General features: G+C 34.7%; 14 protein-coding genes and 1 tRNA gene. 9 read left to right on the forward strand and 6 right to left on the reverse strand.

What is annotated here, in order from left to right:
* Window positions 1-3: 3 nt before the first annotated feature.
* From BUC23_RS02755 to BUC23_RS02765, 3 genes are all read right to left on the reverse strand, one after another.
* The gene (locus BUC23_RS02755) at window positions 4-1,347 is read right to left on the reverse strand and encodes a TolC family protein (RefSeq protein ID WP_073205077.1); all 1,344 of its coding nucleotides are present in this window, start codon (window positions 1,345-1,347) and stop codon (window positions 4-6) included.
* Complete coding sequence (locus BUC23_RS02760) at window positions 1,347-1,943, reverse strand: TetR/AcrR family transcriptional regulator (RefSeq protein ID WP_073205081.1); 597 nt, start codon at window positions 1,941-1,943, stop codon at window positions 1,347-1,349. Before BUC23_RS02760 ends, BUC23_RS02755 begins: the two co-directional genes overlap by 1 nt.
* Before the next feature lie 163 nt (window positions 1,944-2,106).
* The gene (locus BUC23_RS02765) at window positions 2,107-2,628 is read right to left on the reverse strand and encodes a YceI family protein (protein WP_073205799.1); all 522 of its coding nucleotides are present in this window, start codon (window positions 2,626-2,628) and stop codon (window positions 2,107-2,109) included.
* Window positions 2,629-2,806: 178 nt separating this feature from the next.
* Here BUC23_RS02765 and BUC23_RS02770 point away from each other — a divergent pair, with 178 nt between their 5' ends.
* Together BUC23_RS02770 and BUC23_RS02775 are read left to right on the forward strand one after the other, a co-directional pair.
* Window positions 2,807-3,781, forward strand: coding sequence for a polyprenyl synthetase family protein (locus BUC23_RS02770; RefSeq protein WP_073205083.1), 975 nt, complete (start codon window positions 2,807-2,809; stop codon window positions 3,779-3,781).
* A gap of 129 nt (window positions 3,782-3,910) precedes the next feature.
* Window positions 3,911-4,261 (forward strand): hypothetical protein, encoded by a 351-nt coding sequence (locus BUC23_RS02775; RefSeq protein ID WP_073205085.1) that lies wholly within the window; start codon window positions 3,911-3,913, stop codon window positions 4,259-4,261.
* Here BUC23_RS02775 and BUC23_RS02780 read toward each other — a convergent pair whose 3' ends face one another.
* Complete coding sequence (locus BUC23_RS02780; RefSeq protein ID WP_073205086.1) at window positions 4,262-5,593, reverse strand: alkaline phosphatase D family protein; 1,332 nt, start codon at window positions 5,591-5,593, stop codon at window positions 4,262-4,264.
* Window positions 5,594-5,602: 9 nt separating this feature from the next.
* On the reverse strand, window positions 5,603-6,145 hold the full coding sequence (locus BUC23_RS02785; RefSeq protein WP_073205088.1) for a hypothetical protein: 543 nt from the start codon (window positions 6,143-6,145) through the stop codon (window positions 5,603-5,605).
* 118 nt (window positions 6,146-6,263) lie between these two features.
* Between BUC23_RS02785 and BUC23_RS02790 the strand changes: the two genes are divergently transcribed.
* The 3 genes from BUC23_RS02790 to BUC23_RS02800 all read left to right on the forward strand — a co-directional run bounded on the left by BUC23_RS02790 (window position 6,264) and on the right by BUC23_RS02800 (window position 14,275).
* Window positions 6,264-9,038: a 2-oxoglutarate dehydrogenase E1 component gene (locus BUC23_RS02790; RefSeq protein WP_073205091.1), complete on the forward strand. Its 2,775-nt coding sequence runs from the start codon at window positions 6,264-6,266 to the stop codon at window positions 9,036-9,038.
* Between the two features lie 165 nt (window positions 9,039-9,203).
* Window positions 9,204-10,454: a 2-oxoglutarate dehydrogenase complex dihydrolipoyllysine-residue succinyltransferase gene (odhB, locus tag BUC23_RS02795; RefSeq protein ID WP_073205094.1), complete on the forward strand. Its 1,251-nt coding sequence runs from the start codon at window positions 9,204-9,206 to the stop codon at window positions 10,452-10,454.
* A 407-nt stretch (window positions 10,455-10,861) separates the two neighbouring features.
* On the forward strand, window positions 10,862-14,275 hold the full coding sequence (locus BUC23_RS02800; protein WP_073205097.1) for a T9SS type A sorting domain-containing protein: 3,414 nt from the start codon (window positions 10,862-10,864) through the stop codon (window positions 14,273-14,275).
* 70 nt (window positions 14,276-14,345) lie between these two features.
* Here the strand turns inward: BUC23_RS02800 and BUC23_RS02805 are convergent, their stop codons facing one another.
* The gene (locus BUC23_RS02805; RefSeq protein ID WP_073205100.1) at window positions 14,346-14,786 is read right to left on the reverse strand and encodes a retropepsin-like aspartic protease; all 441 of its coding nucleotides are present in this window, start codon (window positions 14,784-14,786) and stop codon (window positions 14,346-14,348) included.
* Window positions 14,787-14,966: 180 nt separating this feature from the next.
* Between BUC23_RS02805 and BUC23_RS02810 the strand changes: the two genes are divergently transcribed.
* The 4 genes from BUC23_RS02810 to BUC23_RS02825 all read left to right on the forward strand — a co-directional run bounded on the left by BUC23_RS02810 (window position 14,967) and on the right by BUC23_RS02825 (window position 18,100).
* On the forward strand, window positions 14,967-15,734 hold the full coding sequence (locus BUC23_RS02810) for a TatD family hydrolase (protein WP_208609302.1): 768 nt from the start codon (window positions 14,967-14,969) through the stop codon (window positions 15,732-15,734).
* A gap of 65 nt (window positions 15,735-15,799) precedes the next feature.
* The gene (locus tag BUC23_RS02815) at window positions 15,800-16,936 is read left to right on the forward strand and encodes a 1-acyl-sn-glycerol-3-phosphate acyltransferase (RefSeq protein WP_073205107.1); all 1,137 of its coding nucleotides are present in this window, start codon (window positions 15,800-15,802) and stop codon (window positions 16,934-16,936) included.
* The gene (locus tag BUC23_RS02820) at window positions 16,926-17,954 is read left to right on the forward strand and encodes an asparaginase (protein ID WP_073205110.1); all 1,029 of its coding nucleotides are present in this window, start codon (window positions 16,926-16,928) and stop codon (window positions 17,952-17,954) included. Before BUC23_RS02815 ends, BUC23_RS02820 begins: the two co-directional genes overlap by 11 nt.
* Before the next feature lie 59 nt (window positions 17,955-18,013).
* Window positions 18,014-18,100: transfer RNA gene (locus BUC23_RS02825), tRNA-Ser, on the forward strand.
* Window positions 18,101-18,760: the final 660 nt, after the last annotated feature.

An 18,760-nucleotide genomic window follows, 5' to 3' on the forward strand; every position in this document is an offset into this window, starting at 1 on the left:
TTGTTAGTTGTTTATTAGTGTTCTTAATTCTCCTTTTGATTTGATTAATTGTATTTCTGCCAGTTTGTAATCTAATATTGCAGATGTATAGTTATTTTGTGCCTCGGTTAATGAATTTTCAGCATCCAATAAATCAGTTAAAGAAGCTAATCCTTGGATGTAGTTATTTCTTGTGTTACTCAAAACATCCTGAGCTAATTGTGCATTTGTTTTTTGGTTTCCAATGGTAATGATGCTATTGTCAATTTGAATTTTTGCATTTTCGTAAGCTAAATCAAGTCCTAATTTAGTGTCGTTTAAATCTTCTTTAATTGATCTTAAATTAACGTCCGCCTGTCTCACTTTGGCTCGTGTTGAAAATCCGGAAAAAATAGGCACTTTTAGATTTAAACCAATCGAAGAGAAATCCGACCAGTAAACCCCATCGGATGGTTTTGCTCCCCAAGGTAGTTTAGGGCCTTGACCTATATAGTTGTAACCGGCAGATAGGTTAAGAGTAGGATAATACGCCGCTTGATCTGCCTTCTTCTGATACGTTAACAGTTGTTCTTGTTTTTTCAAAAGTAAATACTCCGTTCTATTTTCCGTATTTGGGATTTCAGAAATAGCCTGTGGCGTTACCTGAAACTCCGTTTGAGGAATGATTATTTTTGTTTGAATTGGCATTCCAATATAAAATTTCAATGCGTTTTCCTGGAGCTGAACTGCGTTCAAAACTTGCTGACGTTGCGTATTGATGTTAGATATTTTTACTAAAATCCTGTCTAAATCTATTTTTTTAGCCAAACCATTGTCAAATTGTCCTTTAATGATGTCTTTTACTTTGTTCGTGTTAACATAATTATTGTCCAGAACATTTAACTTTTGTCTTTGAACATAGACTTGATAGTAGTTGTTTGCTACTCTTTCAATTACTTGCTCTTCTGTTAATTGATCGTTTATTTGGTAGAATTCTCTAGTAGATTTTGCTGCTTTTAAACCGGTAAAGACTGATTGGTCAAAAAGGGTTTGAGTCAATGATAAACCAGCTGTTGAACTCCATTTTTGTCCAAAATTAGCTTCAATTGTTTTTCCTTTCTCGCCACCGAAAGAACCGGCATCAAGAAATGTCGTTTGAAGGATAGGATTGTACGTTAATCCTCCATTAGCTGAAATTTGGGGCAATGCTCTAGAGCGAACTTCTTGGATTTGGTATTCGCTGTTTTCTACTTTTAGTTTCGCTTTTTTTGCATCTGCTTTATTTTCTAAAGCATAAGTAATCGCCTCTTTTAGTGTTAGCGATTTTGCTTCTTGTGATTTCGCAGTAATAGCAAAAATCAAGAATGTGATTAAGATTAGTTTTTTCATTATATAGTATAGTTTAGTAAATTTTTTTCAAGTTCAAGTAATCCTTTTGGTGTTGCCATTGCTCGAGTGTGGTATTCTAATATTTCAAGTTCTATTTTTTGTCCTTCTTTTTCAGAAACAATATTTGCTTTAATGTTAAATACTAGCTGGTAATAAAATTGGATATAACTATCTATATTGATGTTTTCTCGATATAGGCCTTGTTGGATTCCTTTTCTAATATTTTGTTCAAAAGCAGAATTGCATTCATTGATTTCTCTCAACATTACCTTTTCATATATTTCTGGGTAATGTTTTTTCAACTGATAGATAGGGGAGGTGTCAGATGATTTAAACATTTCTTTGAACATCTTCCTAATCTCAAAATTCTCCTCAATTGCATTGTGGTCTTTCTTAATGATGGTGTCAATAATTTCATGAATTTCTTTATGGATTGCTTCTGTACTTTCTTCAATAAGTATTTCTTTATTGCAAAAATACTTGTAAATCGTTTTTTTAGAAATGCACATTTCTCCTGCAATATCATCCATGGTAATGCTCTTAAAACCTAGTTTTAAAAACATGTCGCTTGCTTTTGATATAATTTTATCTTTCATTTCTTTATGCTATCCCTTAGGGTAGGATGTTTCAGTTTTTTAATTTATTCAAATACACTATTTGAATGGTTAAATTAGAGTGCAAATGTAATAAGGAAACTTTAGAAACTAAAATAGTTTCCTTAATGTTTACATAAAATTAACATTTAAGTAAACTTGTTTTTTAAGCCGTGAATTCTAAATTGGCAATTAATTTAATGTCTTGTCCAATTGCTAAACCTCCAGTTTGGGTAAAAGAATTATACTTTAAGCCAAAATCTTTACGATTTATTTTTCCTATAATTTCAAAAGCTGCCTTTTCGATGCCATTGGTAGTATTAATTCCAATGAATTCTGCGTCTAGTTCAATTACTTTAGTAATATTTTTAATCGTTAGGTTTCCTTTCAAAAAGTTAATATTCTTGTTTACTTTTTGAAATGACGTCGATTTAAAGCTGATCACAGGATATTCATTGGTGTCAAAAAAATCATTCAGTCGTAAGTGCGTATCTATTTGTTCTAGTTTTGTATCTGTATTGTTTATATCTAAAGCAAATTCGATCGAAGCATCTTCAAGTTCGTTATCTTGAATATCGACGTGACCTTCGAATTTATTGATTGTACCATCCAAATAGGCAATTATGGAGTGTCTGTTTTTGATCATAACATCTGATTGGCTTGAATCAATTGTCCATTTTGTTTTCATAATAATTGGAGAGGTTATTTTGTGTAATTGAAATGTTAAAATTTCGTGTGCAAATGTAATACGGAAACTTTGAATACCAAAGAAGTTTCCATTGTATTTCTGTTTATTTAACATTTCCTTAAGGAACGCAGTTTGTAATCTCTTGTGAATACTGTAAATTAGCCAAAAATTAATTTTTATGCATAGCATTCATCAGTATCAGGAATTCATTTCAGATTATTTGCAATCACAATATGAAATCAAAGAACCAAAAAATCTATATGAACCCATTCATTATATATTAGATTTAGGGGGGAAAAGAATACGTCCTGTACTTACGTTGATGACGGCTGAAATTTTTGATGCTGACTACAAAAAAGCATTACCTGCAGCATTAGCTGTTGAAGTTTTCCATAATTTCTCATTGGTTCATGACGATATTATGGATGATGCTCCCTTGCGAAGAGGACAGGCAACGGTTCATGAAAAATGGAATATAAATACCGGGATTTTATCAGGTGATGCCATGCTTATTCTGGCCTATCAGTATTTCGAAAAATACCAACCTAAAATATTCCGGAAACTAGCCAAATTGTTCAGTAAAACAGCGCTTCAGGTTTGCGAAGGACAACAATGGGATGTGGATTTTGAAGTTAGGAATGATGTTACAATTCCAGATTATCTGAAAATGATTGAATACAAAACAGCAGTTCTAGTGGCCGCAGCGATGAAAATGGGGGCTATTATTGCTGAAACCTCCAAAGAAAATGCGAATTTAATTTATGATTTTGGATTAAATTTAGGTTTGGCTTTTCAGTTGCAAGATGATTATCTGGACGCTTTTGGTGATCCTGAAACCTTTGGAAAACAAGTCGGTGGTGATATTATTGAAAACAAGAAAACCTATTTGTATTTAAAAGCTTTAGCGTTTTCGGAAAAAAAAGAAGCGCAGCAATTAACAAGTTTATTTGCTGAGCAACTGTATGACAATTCAGATAAAATTAGTTCCGTAAAAGAAATATTTAATAGTTCAGGTGCTTCAAAAGCTACTCAGGATGCTATTCAGGAATTTACGTTTAAGGCATTTGAAATAATAGAGAAAATGAATATTGACGATGATAAAAAATCAATATTGAGAACTTTTGGGGAAAATTTAATGGGACGAAAAGTTTAGATTTTAGAGTGACAATTTTTAATTTCTGAAGTTTTACTTCGAGTTCTATAAAAAATATGATCCTAAAATATAATTTAAATTGTTGCCAAATCTAAAATCTGAATTCGTTAATCTAAAATTTAAAATAAAATGTTCGTAGCGCCACAAAACATTGATTTGCTTATTTCGGAAGCTGAAAAAGAAGCCTTGTACCTAAAGTTAATTGAACAAATGAATAAGGATTTTAATCTCGCTAATGAAGCAATTGATTTTCCCATGAGCATTTCTCCTGCTGAATTGAAACTGCAATTACACGAAAAGATCTACAGACTCATACAGTATAAATTTGCCGAATATCTTAATCTGCTATACATTATTGATGTTTCTGAAGAGCAAATAAAACAACTGGACGGATCAGATTTAGTAGTCCTTTCTGAACAAGTTTCTTTTTTAATTCTAAAAAGGGAATGGCAAAAAGTTTGGTTTAGAAATAAATACTAATTACTGCAGCTCTTTTTTCAATATTATTTTATTCCATAATTCGTTTCCGTTTATATCAAATAAAGTAAGCTTGATCTGTCTGTTTTCTTTGGAGCCGGAAAAAGAAATTGTTCCAAAATTATTCTGTACAAACGCACTTCCCGCAACTTTGTATTTATTGTCTTCCGTTAATACTTTTTTGGAAACAATTCCTGCAGTCAATGGCGAAACCGTCCAATCGTAAATAGGATAAGTATTTTCACGGAGAAGCATTGACATTTCGGCAAAATGTCTGTCGCCAGTTAGAAAAAAGACTCCTTTTATTTTATTGTCCGTGATTTCCTTCAGCAGTTTTTCTTTTTCTAAAGGAAAGCGGCCATAATTTTCGGTGTCCGGAACGGCATTTATAACTTGGCTACCAATTACTATTATTTTAAAACTCGCGACTGATGAACTTAAAGCATCAATAAGCCATTCGAATTGTGTCGTTCCAATCATTGTTCTTTCGCCGGTAATTCTATTGTCCGGAGATCTGAAAAAGCGATCGTCAATTAGAAAAAACTGTGCATCCCCCCAATTGAAAGTTGAAAAAACACCTTCATTTTGATCAGGACTTATTCCGTAACTTTTATTTCCCCAAAAATCCTTAAATGCTTTTTGAGTAATATGTTTGTTGTAAAAACTGCGGTCACTGTCATCAGGACCAAAATCATGATCATCCCAAATTGCAAAATTTTGAGTTTTTGCTAACAAAGGCTGAATTTCCTTGATTGATCTCGAATGGGTATTTCTATGATAAATACCAGTTTTACTGTCCCAATCGGCTTCTCTTAAATAGGAATTATCTCCGCCCCAAATCATGATGTCCGGATTTTTTTTAGCAATGGTTTCAAAAATTGAATAGCCGCTTCCATAAGGCTTTCCGGGTCTGTCAAATTCAGTTTCATTGATGTACATGCAACTGCCAAATGCTATCGTGAAATCAGGTGCGTCCTCTCGCCATTGCCATAATTTTTTTGAGGAAAATGAAGTTTCATAGGGCAAGTTGATTTTTTTATTATTTATAAAAATGTTGTACAAGTATTTTTTGCCAGGTTGTAATTGGTCTAAAATAATATGGTACGTATATCCGACATCTCGTGAAGACGTGTAATTATCGGAGTAGAATATCTTAGAGGGGTTATCAACTGTGAAATATGCTACTTGGACTGTTGCTTCTTTATTGGTTTGTAACCAAATAACTGCTTCTTTCATTTCGCAATAACCAACCATAGGACCGGATTGTAAAATGTTATTTTGTGCAAAACAGGAACTTATAAATAAAATACAGAATAATTGTAGGGTCTTTTTCATGATGCTAAATTAAAAGTACACCCTTACAAATGGCATAAAGGCATTACCGTAAACATTGTTATTATCGTTTAGAACATTATAACGAGCGCCAATAGTCACATTGCCGGTTCTGTAACCGGCACCAAGAAATAAACCGGTGTTCCAATAGTCTTGAGAACTACTATTAGAACCAATCAAATTAACGTTAACTCTCAATTCTTCTATTTCTGCCGAAAGTTGGATTTCGTCGATTGGATTAAACAAAGCAATGATACTTGCGCCATATAAGTTTGATGCGTAATAATCTTTTTGCTTGACATAGGTGTACTGAGCGCCAATTCCTAGGGCTAAATACTGGTTGAAATTGTAAATAGCACTTGGTGCTATTGAAATATCCGTATATCCAGAACCAAAACTTAACCCAATGCCTCCGCCAAATTGTACTTTTCTCCAGAAATCACTTTGAGTTTTAAGCGATGTCGTTTGTTGTTGCGCCAATAAAAATCCGGAAGACAAGAGTAGCGAAAAAATCAGAATTGGTTTTAAAATGGGTAAAAGGCATGTTTTTTTCATATTTCGTTGGTTATTTTAACAAATCTTTACGTAAAAGTAGGTAAAAAATAGATTTAGATATACTGGATTATTGTACTTTTGTCAAACTATTTAACAAAAAAGTACAGACACTAACAATATGGATAGGTTTTCATTTTTAAACGCAGCACACACCGAGTTTTTTGCACAATTATACGATCAATATTTAGAGAATCCAGATAGCGTAGAGCCAAGTTGGAGAAGTTTTTTTCAAGGTTTCGACTTTGGGATGACAACTTATAATGATGAGAATCCTGTAACCTACATAGCAAATGTTGCTTCAGGGAATATGGAAAGTGTTCATGTGTCCGAAAAACTTCAAAAAGAATTTAACGTACTTAAATTGATTGATGGTTATCGATCTCGCGGACATTTGTTTACTAAAACAAACCCCGTAAGAGACAGAAGAACATCATCACCTACATTAGATATAGTTAACTTTAATCTTTCTACAGCCGATTTAAACACGGTTTTTGATGCGGCTAAAGTTATCGGTATTCAACCTTGTACGCTTCAGGAAATTATAGTGCACCTTGACACTATTTATTGTCAGCATATTGGGGTGGAGTATATGTACATTCGTAAACCGGAAGTGGTGGAATGGATCCAGAAAAAATTAGGGAAAAATGATAACCAACCCAGTTTTTCTGTTGATGAAAAGAAAAATATTCTTGAAAAATTAAATGAAGCAGTCTCTTTTGAGAACTTCTTGCATACTAAATATGTAGGACAAAAACGATTTTCACTGGAAGGTGGAGAAACTATTATTCCCGCACTGGATGCTTTAATTGAAAAAGCAGCAGACCAAGGAGTAGAGCAATTTGTGATGGGAATGGCACACCGTGGTCGTTTGAATGTGTTAGCCAATATTTTTGGTAAATCTACTCAAGACATTTTTGGAGAATTTGACGGAAAAGACTATGATAAGGAATATTTTGATGGTGACGTAAAGTACCACTTAGGGCTAACGGCTGAAAAAGTAACCCGATCAGGTAAAAATATAAATATTAATTTGGCTCCAAATCCTTCGCATCTTGAAACAGTAGGTGCCGTAATTGAAGGAATTACCAGAGCGAAACAAGATAAATATTTCCCTAACGATTTCTCTAAAGTATTGCCAATCGCCGTTCACGGAGATGCAGCAATCGCTGGTCAGGGAATTCTTTATGAAATTGTGCAAATGGCGCAATTGGATGGGTACAAAACGGGGGGTACAATTCACATTGTAATCAACAATCAGGTTGGTTTTACCACTAATTATTTGGATGCTCGTTCATCAACCTATTGTACTGATGTTGCCAAAGTAACGCTTTCGCCGGTATTACACGTTAATGCGGATGATGCTGAAGCGGTAGTACATGCTATGTCGTTTGCTTTAGATTTCAGAATGCAATTTGGTCGTGATGTATTCATCGATTTATTAGGATATAGAAAATACGGACACAATGAAGGTGATGAACCTCGTTTCACGCAACCGGTATTGTATAAAATTATTGCAAAACATCAAAATCCTAGGGATATTTATGCAGAGAAACTCTTGTCAGAAGGAGTGATCGATGCAACGTATGTCAATGGATTAGAAAAAGAATACAAGTCAAATCTTGAAGTAAATCTTGAAGCATCCCGTAAAAAGAACTTGACGATTATCACGCCATTTATGAAAAATGAATGGAAAGGTTTCGAACAAGTTACAGATGTTCAAATGCTTTTAAAAGTGGATACTTCTTATCCTGAAGAAAGACTTACAGAAGTAGCAAATGCAGTCAGTAATTTGCCTTCAGACAAGAAATTCATCAGTAAAATCCAAAAATTAATAAACGATAGAAAAACAATGTTTTTCGAAATCAATAAGTTGGATTGGGCTATGGCCGAACATTTAGCTTATGGATCGTTGTTGCAGGAAGGATATGATATACGTATTTCTGGGCAAGACGTAGAAAGAGGTACTTTTTCTCATCGTCATGCCGTGGTAAAGGTCGAAGATTCTGAAGAAGAAGTAATTTTGATCAATAATTTGGAAGGTAAAAAAGGAAATTTCAATATTTTCAATTCCCTTTTATCGGAATACGGTGTTTTAGGTTTTGATTATGGCTATGCCTTAACAAACCCAAATACATTGACTATTTGGGAAGCACAATTTGGAGATTTCAGCAATGGAGCCCAAATTATGATTGACCAATACATTTCTTGTGGAGAGGATAAATGGAACAATCAAAATGGAATCGTCTTATTATTACCTCATGGATATGAAGGACAGGGAGCGGAGCATTCATCTGCAAGAATGGAGCGTTATTTACAACTTTGCGCCAGACAAAATATGTTTGTTGCTGATTGTACCACGCCAGCCAACTTCTTCCACTTGTTGAGAAGACAGATGAAGACAACTTTCCGTAAACCACTTATTGTGTTTACCCCAAAGAGTTTGTTGCGTGATCCAAGAGTAGTTTCTACTATTGAAGAATTTGCAAACGGTAGTTTTCAGGAAACATTCGATGATGAAACGGTCAATAAAGCGGAGGTTAAAACATTGGTTTTCTGTACCGGTAAATTCTATTACGACATTACTGCCGAAAGAGAAATCAATGGTCGTACAGATGTTGCTGTAGTTAGAATCGAACAACTATTCCCGTTGCCAGTTGAACAATTAAAAGACATTATTGCTAAATATCCAAACGCCGATGATTATGTTTGGGCACAGGAAGAGCCAAAAAACATGGGAGCTTACAGTTTTATGTTGATGAATTTCAATTTAGTAAAATGGAGATTGGCTTCGCTAAAAGCCTATGCAGCACCAGCGGCAGGAAGTTACACTCGTGCAAAACGCCGTCAGGCCGATGCGATACGAATGGTTTTTGATAAAAATTTATTTAATTAATTTTCAGGAGCTGTTTCCCGCTTTCCGTTACAATCTTTTTGTCTCAAAAAAGAGACAAAAAGGATTTTCACTGCAATCGGGGCTAAAATGAATAAGTATATAATAAACATAGGTTGTTGTCAAAACAATTTAAAATTTAAAATTCATAATTTAAAATAGTAGAACATGATTTTAGAAATGAAAGTCCCATCACCGGGGGAATCAATCAAAGAAGTTGAAATTGCAACATGGTTAGTGAAAGACGGAGATTATGTAGAGAAAGACCAAGCAATTGCTGAGGTTGATTCTGATAAAGCAACACTAGAATTGCCTGCAGAAGCAAGCGGAATTATTACATTAAAAGCAGAAGAAGGTGACGCAGTTGCAGTTGGTGCAGTTGTATGTCTTATTGATACAGATGCAGCTAAACCATCAGGAGATGCGGCAGCGGCTGAAGTTGCAAAAACAGTTGATCCCGAAACTTCGGGACCAAAAGCAGAAGTTAAAGCGGAAGCACCAAAAGCGGCTCCAGTAGCAGCAGCTCCAACAGCGACTTATGCTTCAGGAACTCCATCTCCAGCAGCAAGAAAAATATTAGACGAAAAAAATATAGCTCCTGCTTCAGTTACAGGAACAGGAAAAGACGGAAGAATCACTAAAGATGATGCCGTAAATGCTGTCCCATCTATGGGAACTCCTACTGGAGGATCTCGTGGAACAGAAAGAACTAAATTATCGATGTTACGTCGTAAAGTAGCAGAAAGATTGGTTGCTGCTAAAAATGAAACAGCGATGTTGACTACTTTCAATGAAGTAAACATGACGCCTATCAATACTTTGCGTAATGAATATAAAGATGCATTCAAAGCGAAACATGGTGGCATTGGTTTGGGTTATATGTCTTTCTTTACTAAAGCAGTAACTAGAGCATTAAAATTATTCCCAGATGTTAACTCAATGATGGATGGTGATCATAAGATTGCTTTCGATTTTTGTGATATCTCTATTGCAGTTTCAGGACCAAAAGGACTAATGGTTCCTGTTGTTCGTAATGCAGAGAACTTGACTTTCCGCGGTGTTGAATCTGATATCAAGAGATTAGCTATCAAAGCACGTGATGGACAAATCACAGTTGATGATATGACTGGTGGAACGTTCACGATTACTAACGGTGGTGTTTTTGGAAGTATGTTATCTACTCCAATTATCAATCCTCCACAATCTGGAATTCTAGGAATGCACAACATTATTGAGCGCCCAATTGCTGTAAATGGTAAAGTGGAAATTCACCCAATGATGTATGTGGCTTTATCATATGACCACAGAATTATTGATGGGCGTGAGTCTGTTGGTTTCTTGGTAGCGGTGAAAGAAGCTTTAGAAAATCCATTGGAATTATTGATGGATAACAATCCTAAAAAAGCATTAGAATTGTAATACTATAACTTTGTCACATGACAAATAAAGAATGCCAATCCCGCCTTGTTTTACAAGTCGGGATTTTTTATTATATCTTAAAAAAACCAGGTTACAAATGTGTAATATATTTGTATTTTTTTTACGGGTACGTCTTTTTATTATAAAAAAAATTATGATTAGTGTAAAAAATAATAATTTAAAATAAGAATATACCAATACATCACCACAACATTCAGAAAACAAAAAGATTCAAATGCATTTTTTAAACTTTAGGGAAATAAAGTTAAGTGTCAGTGATACTAGTGTTTACAACTGCTTGTGAATAAATAATTTCTTTTTAAACCTGTATAGTTTTTACACACTGCTGATTTAAAGGTGTAATGCAATACATTCATAAATTTGAGAACAACCAATAACTCAAAATCATGAAAAAAATTACTTTATTCATTTTGCTACTAATCTCGATTGTAGGATATTCGCAAAATGCACCTATAACGTTCGAAACAGGACAGTTTGGTTCTACGTGGACACTTGCCACTTTTGAAAATGGAAGTGGTGCTGGATATTCAAAAGTTTCAAATCCATTTCCGGGCGGAATTAACACCTCAGCCACAGTAGGTAAATTTATCGCAGGAACAACCGCATCGGGTGCTGCTCCATATGCCGGATTTGAGACCGCCCACACTTCGGGCGCAAATGGTATTGGAACTTTTACATTAAGTGCTTCCAACAGTATTATAAAAATAATGGTTTACAAGACTGTTATAAGTGATGTAGCTATCAAATTTGCAATAGCGAATGGTGGTGCTCAGCCTGAAATCAAAGTGCCAAACACTAAAATTAACGAATGGGAGGAATTAACTTTTGATTTTTCAGGAAAGATTGGATTAAATGAGACCATCAACATTGATCAAATGATATTCTTTTTAGATTTCAATGCAAGAACAACTGAAACTACCAGTTATTTTGATAATGTTACTTTTTCAGCTAAACCAGCAGCTACTGTCCCAACGGTCGCCGCATCAACTCCTACCAAACCGGCAGCAGATGTTATTTCGTTATTTAGCAATGCATATACTAATGTCACTGTAGATAGTTGGAGAGCAGATTGGGGACAATCAGGCAATGTTTTATCTGATATTCAAGTTGCCGGCAATGACACTAAAAAATATACAGATCTAAGTTACTTTGGAGTAATTACTGAAGCCAGTAAAATAGACGCATCTACAATGCTTAATTTTCATGTTGATGTTTGGACACCAAACGTCACTACGTTCAAAATCAAAATAGTAGATTTTGGTGCCGATGGTGCTTACTTGGGGGGAGACGATAAAGAATTTGAAGTGACTCGTACATTAGCATTAAGTGGTTGGAATAGCTTAGAAATTCCCCTTTCAGAATTTACAGGATTAACTACAAAAGCGCATATTGCACAGTTTGTTTTTTCTGGAACTTCTGGAACGATATATATAGACAATGTTTATTTTAACAAAACGGCGGTAGTTATTCCTCCTCCAGCGGCTCCTTATGCACCAGTTACGTTTGAATCAGGTGAGTATGGTTCTTCATGGACCTTGACTTCTTTTGATAATCCATCGGGAGGTTCAACGGCTTCATTATTAGCTCCAAATCCTAATAAAACAGGGATTAACGCCTCAAATGTAGCTGCTAAATTTACGGCTTTGGTTGCGGGTGCTTGGTATACAGGTTTTGAAACAGCGCACGCTTCAGGTGTGAACGGTATTGGGACTTTTACCTTAGATGCTACGAATAGCACTGTTAAAATGATGGTGTATAAGGATGTTATTAGTAAAGTGGGAATCAAGTTCGCGCGTCCTGACGGAGGTTCAACAGGAGAGATAACAGTTACTAATACTAAAATAAACGAATGGGAAGAGTTGACGTTCAATTTTGCCGGAAAAATAGGGGAAGGAGTCTCAACAGGGATTGATCAAATAATTGTATTTCCAGATTTTATCCCAGAAGGAACAACAAGAACGGCTGATCATGTATGTTATGTTGATAATATTAGATTTTCTGCAAAAGTCGATGCTCCTGTAGTAGCAAGTGTCCCAACGGTTGCTGCGCCAACTCCTACGAAACCAGTAGCAGATGTTATATCTTTGTTTAGTAATGCTTATACTAATGTTCCTATTACAACTTGGAGAACAGATTGGTCAGCGGGCAGTAATTTAACGGAGTTGCAAGTTGCAGGGAATGACACTAAAAAATATGATAATTTGAATTATTTTGGAGTGGATGTTAATGGTACAATAGACGCGACGCCAATGTTGTATTTTCATATTGATGTTTGGACGCCAGATTTAACAGCTTTCAGAATTAAACTAGTTGATTTTGGTGCAAATGGAGTTTATAAAGGGGGTGATGATAAGGAATTTGAGGTTACGCGTACGCCGACATTATCAGGTTGGAATAGTTACGACATTCCATTGTCTGAGTTTACAGGTTTGACTACTAGAGGACATATTGCCCAATTAGTGTTTTCAGGAGCACCAGCAGGAACTGTCTATATTGACAATGTTTATTTTAATAAAACTGCTGCAGTTGTTGTTGCGACTGTCCCAACGGTTGCTGCTCCAACGCCTACGAAACCAGTAGCAGATGTTATATCTTTGTTTAGTAATGCGTATACTAATGTTCCTATTACAACTTGGAGAACGGATTGGTCAGCTGGCAGTAATTTAACGGAGTTGCAAGTTGCAGGGAATGATACTAAAAAATATGACAATTTGAATTATTTTGGAGTGGATGTTACCGGTACAATAGACGCGACGCCAATGTTGTATTTTCATATTGATGTATGGACACCAGATTTAACTGCTTTCAGAATTAAACTAGTTGATTTTGGTGCAAATGGAGTTTATCAAGGGGGTGATGATACGGAATTTGAAGTTACACGTACGCCGACATTATCAGGTTGGAATAGTTACGACATTCCATTGTCTGAGTTTACAGGATTGACGACTAGAGGACATATTGCTCAATTAGTGTTTTCAGGAGCACCAGCAGGAACTGTCTATATTGACAATGTCTATTTTAATAAAACTGCTGCAGTTGTTGTTGCGACTGCTCCTACAGTGGCTGCTCCTACACCACCAACGGCTCAATCAAATGTTATTTCGTTATTTAGTAATGCGTATACCAATGTTCCTATTACAACTTGGAGAACGGATTGGTCAGCAGGTAGTAATTTAACTGAGTTGCAAGTTGCAGGGAATGATACTAAAAAATATGATAATTTGAATTATTTTGGAGTGGATGTTACTGGTACAATAGACGCGACGCCAATGTTGTATTTTCATATTGATGTATGGACACCAGATTTAACAACTTTTAGAATTAAACTAGTTGATTTTGGTGCAAATGGAGTTTATCAAGGAGGTGATGACGTAGAATTTGAAGTTACACGTACGCCAACATTATCAGGTTGGAATAGTTACGACATTCCATTGTCTGAGTTTACAGGTTTGACCACTAGAGGACATATTGCTCAATTAGTATTTTCGGGAGCGCCGGCAGGAACCGTTTATATTGACAATGTCTTTTTCAGCAAAGTGGCTACAAATTTAAGTGTTGCCAATTTTGAAACAGCAAAAGTTAGAATGTATCCTAATCCGGTTACTAATTATTTAACAATTGAGGCAAATAGTACAATTGAAAAAGTATCTGTTTATAATCTTTTGGGTCAAGAGGTTTTGGTAAAAAGCCCAAAAAGCAATTCAACTATTTTGCAAACGAATGAACTTCAAAAAGGAGTGTATATCGTAAAAACAAATATTGATGGAAAAGTAAATAGTAGTAAAATTATCAAAGAATAAGTTAGTTGGGTTTGTAGTAGAATTGGAGAGTATTAGATATCTAATGCTCTCTTTTTTTTGTACTTATTTTTCATTTCATTAAATACAAATAATGATTAAAGTAATCTACAATCGCTCTTCCTTTCATTAACACATCGGCACCAATGATTCCGTGTACAGGTTTTGATTTGTGCTGTATTAATGCTTCGTTTACGTGAGATAAATCAAAAATAATGAGATTAAAATCCAAATTTTTCCACGAGCCAAGTTGCAGTTGATTTCTTGTAGCAAGTTGCGTAAACATTCCGTTTGCTCCGGCACCGGAAGCTTTCGTCTTTGATTTTTTTGCTTCCAATAAAAACAGGTCAACACTTTCAAATCCTACACAACTGTTTGAAGCTCCCGTGTCGAGGATAAAGTTCCCCATGACTCCATTGATTTTAGCTTTTATTAGAAGATGTTGTGTTTTGGTAATTTTGAATTTTACTTTTTTATAATTTTCTTTTTTAAGAATATCGTGGAGGTTTTTCATTTATGCTGAATTTATTTCAGAATTTTAATTTGTGTTGCACAAAGATACATGGAGTTTTTATGAATTTTTGAAGGAAGTTTGAGAATCCTATTTTTCTTTGAGAATCTTTATGAAACAACTTTTTCGACTAGTTTTAATCTTGTAAATTTGTATCCTTAAACTTTACACTTGGAAACAACCATAATAATTACCGACACGCATACGCACCTTTACAGCGAGGAATTCGATCAAGACCGTAGCGAAATGATACAACGTGCTATAAATGTTGGAGTTTCACGGTTCTTTATTCCCGCTATAGATTCAACATGTACGAAAGCGATGTACGAATTAGAGGAAAATTATCCTGACAATGTTTTCTTGATGATGGGTTTACACCCAACCTACGTAAAAGAGAATTATCTGGAAGAATTACAGCATGTGGAAAATGAATTGAAGAAAAGAAAATTCTATGCGATAGGTGAAATTGGGATTGATTTGTATTGGGATAAAACCCATTTGCAAGAACAGCAAATTGCTTTCAGAACTCAAATACGATTGGCAAAACACTATAAATTACCTATTGTCATTCATTGTCGAGAAGCTTTCGATGAAATATTTAATATTTTGGAAGATGAGAAATCGGATGATCTCTTTGGGATTTTTCATTGCTTTACAGGGACTTACGAACAAGCCTTAAAAGCGATTTCCTATAATATGAAGCTTGGTATAGGTGGCGTTGTAACATTCAAAAATGGAAAAATTGATCAATTCTTACATCAAATAGATTTAAAACACATCGTTCTGGAAACGGATTCTCCTTATTTGGCCCCAATTCCCTTTCGCGGAAAGCGCAATGAGAGTAGTTATTTAATTAATGTCGTAGATAAATTGGCTATGATTTATAGTCTTTCGGCAAATGAAATTGCGAGGGTAACAACTGAGAATTCTAAAGCTATTTTTGGTATTTAAAGAAGAAGTTACATTATTTTAATATTTTTTTTGTTCATTTGCCCACACAAAAATTGAGAACCAAAATGCAAAAATTTGACGCTATTCGGCCATTTTACGATTCCGAAGTAAACGAGGCTCTTCACAATGTGATACATCATCCGATGATGAAGGCATTAATGAACTTTACTTTCCCTGATGTGGAAGACGAAGTTTGGAAAGAACAACTCAAGAAAACGCATTCTATACGTGATTTTCAATGTAATTTCATCTATCATTCCGTTCAAAAAGTATTAGAGAAAAGCTCTGAGGGTTTGACGACTTCTGGTTTTGAAAATTTGGAAAAAAATACTTCCTATTTGTTTATTTCGAATCATCGAGATATTCTTTTGGATACAACCTTATTGAATACAGCATTATTTGAGCATGGTTTAGGAATGACGGCTTCGGCAATTGGAGATAATTTAGTTAAAAAGGCTTTTTTAAGTACGTTAGCGAAACTGAATCGTAATTTTCTGGTATTACGAGGTCTGACTCCTAGAGAAATGCTCCAAAGCTCCAAATTACTAGCAGAATATATTGGGAATTTATTACTTCATGAAAATCGTTCCGTTTGGATTGCACAGCGAGAAGGAAGAACAAAAGATGGAAATGATGTGACTAATCCAGGCGTTTTAAAAATGTTAGGGATGGGTTCTGACGAGAAGAATTTGATGGATTATTTCAAAAAAATAAAAATAGTTCCAGTATCTATTTCATATGAATATGACCCTACTGATGCGTTGAAAATGCCTCAATTGATGGCAGAAGCCAACAACGAAATTTATATTAAGGAAAAAAATGAGGATTTCATGACCATTCTTAGTGGTGCTATGGGACAAAAAAAGAGAATTCATATTCATGTAGGTAAAGTTTTAGATACTGAAATTGATAAAATCACAGCTGAAAATGACAACACTAACAAGCAGATACAAGCTTTAGCTCAAGTTATTGACGATGCAATATTGAGTAATTATAAATTATGGCCTACAAATTTCATCGCTTACGATATAGTGAATAAATCCAATACCTATTCGCACTTATATACGGAGAGCGAGAAATTACTTTTTGAGCGCCGATTAGAAATGAGAATTGATCATGATAATCCAGTTGCGTTGGAAGGTTTTCTTGCCATGTATGCTAATCCCGTTGTGAATACATTAAAATATCATGATGTTGTCTAAATCCAAAATACTTTTGATTTATACCGGTGGGACTATTGGTATGAAAAAAGATTTTGAGACCGGTGCGCTTAGGGCTTTTAATTTCAGTAAGTTGTTGCAAAGAATTCCGGAATTGAAACAATTGGACTGTGAGATAGAAACTATTTCTTTTGAGAATCCTATTGATTCGTCCAATATGAATCCTGAAAAATGGGCAAATATTGCAATAATCATTGCTGATAATTATACTTCATTTGATGGGTTTGTAGTATTACATGGATCTGATACGATGTCTTATTCAGCATCTGCTTTAAGCTTTATGCTGGAAAATTTGTCTAAACCAGTTATTTTTACCGGATCCCAATTGCCTATTGGCGATTTACGTACTGATGCAAAAGAGAATCTGATAACTGCTATTCAAATTGCTTCTTTGCGTGAAAATGGAAAACCAGTTATTAGTGAAGTAGGTCTGTACTTTGAATATAAATTATACAGAGGGAATAGAACCACAAAGATAAATGCGGAACATTTCAACGCATTCACATCACCAAATTATCCTCATTTAGTAGAGTCTGGCGTGCATCTAACACTGAATTCAGAATTGTTTTTGCCTTTAAAAACTGATTTACATTTGAAAGTGCATAAGGCGTTAGATAACAATGTGGCTATTATTAAAATGTTTCCGGGAATTAGCGAAGTTGTTTTGGCTGCCATTTTTGATATTCCGAATCTTAAAGGAGTCATTTTAGAGACTTATGGAGCCGGAAACGCTCCTACAGAAGATTGGTTTATCAACCTTTTGAAAGAAGCCATTAATAAAGGCCTGCATGTCATTAATGTTACGCAATGTTCCGCCGGAAGTGTGAGTATGGGTCAATATGAAACAAGTACTTCTATGAAAGAAATTGGTGTTATTTCTGGAAAAGACATTACCACTGAAGCAGCAATCACGAAATTAATGTATTTGCTGGGTCAAAAAATTGCGTCGAATGATTTCAAAAAGATTTTCGAAACATCTTTACGAGGAGAAATGGTATAATAATTAGATTTTACTTTTCTAACTCATTTTTTTTCGTGTTCTTTGCAGACCAAATAAATAGAGAGGTGTCCGAGTGGTTGAAGGAGCTAGCCTGGAAAGCTAGTATGTGGGTAACTGCATCGTGGGTTCGAATCCCATCCTCTCTGCTGAGAAATTAATGCTTCCTGAAAGGGAAGCATTTTTTGTTTTATAGCTTTACAAACTTTTTTATTTGTCTGAGCGTATAAGGCAAAAAAGGTCAGGCGTGAAATTCCATGCAGTATTTTCTTTGTGAGGCGTCCTTCGAGGGTTGACGGAAATTAGCCCTATTTGAATGTATAACAGCTATTTGTATGTGTTCAGTTGATTCCATTCTCTTTTCAGAAACCCATCACTGATAAGTAAGTTTTTGGACCTATGGCTTTCTTTAGTCTTCTTGATTTTTGTTTTCGAGCAATAATAATTTATTCATACTATCGTCTTTTTTGCTGTGGTGTTGGTTTTGACTGTGCTTATTACATTGAAACGATTTTGGTGGTATTAAAAATTAAACAAAATATGTGAATTATGTAAGATAATAAATACTAAAAATAAATATTTGTGTATTTTATCGATTATATTTGTAGTATAAACGTCAGTTTTGTAATTTTAAGTAAGGATTAAAAATCATACTGTAGCGAAATTATTATTTGGAAAATTCTTCAAACAATTAAGTGAAGAACCCATAAAAACCGAGTGTTTGATAAATTATTAAAAAAAGGCTGAAATTTAGAAATTTAAAAAACTTAAAAGATGGAAACAGAAAATAAAAAAGAAGGGATGTTTTT

Source organism: Flavobacterium xinjiangense (assembly GCF_900142885.1).
Classification (GTDB): domain Bacteria; phylum Bacteroidota; class Bacteroidia; order Flavobacteriales; family Flavobacteriaceae; genus Flavobacterium; species Flavobacterium xinjiangense.